This is a genomic window from Micromonospora sp. M51 (assembly GCF_018070305.1).
In the GTDB taxonomy this organism is placed as follows: domain Bacteria; phylum Actinomycetota; class Actinomycetes; order Mycobacteriales; family Micromonosporaceae; genus Micromonospora; species Micromonospora parva.
The window spans coordinates 1-2,879 of the sequence record NZ_JAGPXZ010000753.1; the positions used below are offsets into that span (position 1 = coordinate 1).

At 72.4% G+C, this 2,879-nt stretch carries 3 protein-coding genes; 2 read left to right on the forward strand and 1 reads right to left on the reverse strand.

What is annotated here, in order from left to right:
• Both KBX53_RS28180 and KBX53_RS28185 read left to right on the forward strand, forming a co-directional pair.
• The coding region (locus KBX53_RS28180; RefSeq protein ID WP_305797981.1) for a zinc finger domain-containing protein at nt 1-273 on the forward strand (273 nt) is incomplete at its 5' end.
• A gap of 220 nt (nt 274-493) precedes the next feature.
• Nucleotides 494-2,155: an MMPL family transporter gene (locus KBX53_RS28185; RefSeq protein ID WP_247676347.1), complete on the forward strand. Its 1,662-nt coding sequence runs from the start codon at nt 494-496 to the stop codon at nt 2,153-2,155.
• Here KBX53_RS28185 and KBX53_RS28190 read toward each other — a convergent pair.
• Nucleotides 2,086-2,877, reverse strand: a complete 792-nt coding sequence (locus tag KBX53_RS28190) for an endo alpha-1,4 polygalactosaminidase (RefSeq protein WP_247676348.1) — start codon at nt 2,875-2,877, stop codon at nt 2,086-2,088. The two genes, KBX53_RS28185 and KBX53_RS28190, sit on opposite strands and share 70 nt — an antisense overlap.
• Nucleotides 2,878-2,879: the final 2 nt, after the last annotated feature.

Sequence of the window (2,879 nt, forward strand, 5' to 3'; positions counted from 1 at the left end):
GCGCTGACCGCTCCGGCCGCGCAGCGCCTGCTCGGTCACGTCCGCGACGTGCTGGCCGAGGCGATCAAGGAGGGCGGCACCAGCTTCGATGCCCTCTACGTCAACGTCAACGGCGAGAGTGGCTACTTCGACAGGGCGCTCAACGCCTACGGCCGCGAGGGCGAGCCGTGCCGGCGGTGCGGCGCGCCGATCCGCCGGGAAGCGTTCATGAACCGGTCGTCGTACAGCTGCCCGCGCTGTCAGCCACGGCCCCGGGGGTCCCTTCGGGGATGACCCGGAGCCCGCTCGGGGCGCCGCCGGCGGGTCGCGGCGGGTCGCTCCGGGCTGGACCCCGGGGTACGCCCGGATCGCGGGCTGACGCCCGCGGAACGCACCCCCGCTCCCGGTCCGATGGTTCCAGGGTGGGCCGGGGTCGATCCCCGATGTGACCGCCTCGTCGCGCACCTAGCGTCAGCACAGTTGACCGGGGGCTGACGTGACAGGGGGATCCGAGATGGGCAGAAGACCGGTGACGGTGCGGCTGGCGCGGTGGAGCGCCGAGCACCCGTGGCGGGCGATCGCACTGTGGGCCGTGTTCGTGGCGGTGTGCTTCGTCGGCGGCAACGCCGCCGGACTCAACGAGGCCACCAACAGCGACCAGGCGATCGGCGAGGCGGGACGGGCCAGCCTGATCGTGGACGCCGGTGACTTCGCCGACCCGGCCGTGGACAACGTCCTGATCACCTCCACCGGTGGTGCACTGGACCAGGCGGCGGCGAAGGCGGCGGCCGACGACGCGGCGGCCCGGCTGTGGCCCGCGGTGCTCCGGCCCGCGCTGCGCGCGCCGGTCGCGACGCTTGTCATCTCGGTCGGGCTGCTGCTCGCGCTGGCCGCGCCGGCGCTCGGAATGAAACTGAAGTTCCCCGGCATGGAGGACCTGCCCCGCACGACCCCGGCCATGCAGGCGTACGACCGGCTCACCGCGGCCTTCCCGAGCGCCGGGACCAATCACGTGGTGGCCGTCCGGGCGCCCGCCGACCAGGCCGACCGGGTACACGCCGCCCTCACCGACCTGTCCGCCCGGGCGGCCGGCGATCCGCTGTTCGCCCCGGCCGAGGCGGACGGCCCGAAGATCGAGGTGTCGGCCGACCGACGGGTCACGGTGCTGGACGTGCCGACCCCGTACGCCAGTCGCGACGACCGGTCCGTGCAGTCGCTGGAGAAGCTGCGCGGCGACCTGGTCCCGGCCGAGCTGCGGGGCATCCCCGGCATCGAGTACGCGGTGGGCGGGGGCGTGGCCGACAGCGAGGACTACGCACAGCACGTGCGGGACAAGTTGCCGCTGGTCATGGGCTTCGTGCTGGTGCTGACCTTCCTGGTCATGGCGTTCACCTTCCGGTCGGTGGTCATCGCGGCCAGCTCGATCGCGCTGAACCTGCTCTCCGCCGGCGCCGCGTACGGCCTGCTGGTGCTGGTCTTCCAGGGCGAGTGGGCGCAGGGGCTGCTGGGCTTCACGTCGATGGGCGCGATCGTGTCCTGGCTGCCGCTGTTCCTCTTCGTGGTGCTGTTCGGCCTCTCGATGGACTACCACGTCTTCGTGGTCAGTCGGATCCGCGAGGGCGTCCGTTCCGGCCTGGCCAACCGTGACGCCGTGTCGTACGGGATCACCTCGTCGGCCGGGGTGGTGACCAGCGCGGCGATCGTGATGGTCGGAGTGTTCTCGATCTTCGCCACGCTGAGCACCATCGACATGAAGCAGCTCGGCATCGGTCTGGCGGCGGCGATCCTGCTGGACGCCACCATCATCCGGGGCGTGGTACTGCCGGCATTGATGACCATGCTCGGCGACGCCAACTGGTGGGCTCCGCGCTTCCTGCGCCCCACCCCGGCACCCGCACCCACAGACCCCCCACCCCCCAGCCCAGAACCCCGCCCCATCCCCTCACCCCCGCCCCGTCCCGCGCGCCCCCTCACTCCGCCGATCTTGCACTGTCGGTGGCGACAAAGCCGACTGAACCTGGCATGTCGCCCACCGAAAGTGCAAGATCGCGGGATGCAAGATCGCGGGGTGCGGGGTGGGTGCGGGGTGCGGGGTGCGGGCCGGGATCAGGGCAGGGGGCAGGCTTCCCGGGAGGCGTCCAGGGTGCGGTCCTTGCGGATCGACGCGAAGCCGTAGCCGACAGTGGTGACACAGAAGTCGTCGGTGGAGCCGGTGTACTCCACGTGGAAGACCGGCTTGCCGCCGTCGCTGAACGGCAGCAGTTTGGCGCACTGGGCCAGCCGGACGCACTCCTCGTTGACCGCGAAGTCGAAGTCCGGGGCGAGCGCGGCGAGCTGCGGCACGTCGTTGGCCAGCCCGGGGGAGAGGCTCAGCGAGCGGGCCAGCTCGGCCAGCCGGCGGTTGAACAGCAGTTGGTCGTCGAAGTCGAGCGGAAAGCCGGTGCGGGCCGCGTACCCGTCGGCGTCGAAGAGCGCCACCGCGCCGAAGCCCTTGCCCCGGCAGAGTCGGAAACGGTCGGCCAGCACCGGCTTGAGCGCGTCCCAACTCCGGACGTCCAGCCACCGGCTGTCGGGTCGACGCCCGGCCGCGCCCCGGACGATCTCCGGGAACCGGTTGGCGTCCGGGTCGTCGGAGCCGACCGACCCCACGTTCACCTGGCAGATCAACCGGCGGTCCCGAGAGCGCAGCTCGGCGGTCTGCGCGGCGGTGGTGGTCACCGGGTCGAGCAGGAAGACGTCGGCGTCCACCGCCGGATCGAGCGGGCCGCTGAGCTGCCACTGCCACTGCCAGTGCCGGGCCTGTTCCGTCGGCCAGGCGGTGGGCGCGCCGGGTGGGGTCAGCGCGGGACGGCACCCGTACGCCGGCAGCACCAGCACGAGCACGACGCTGGCCGACAGGG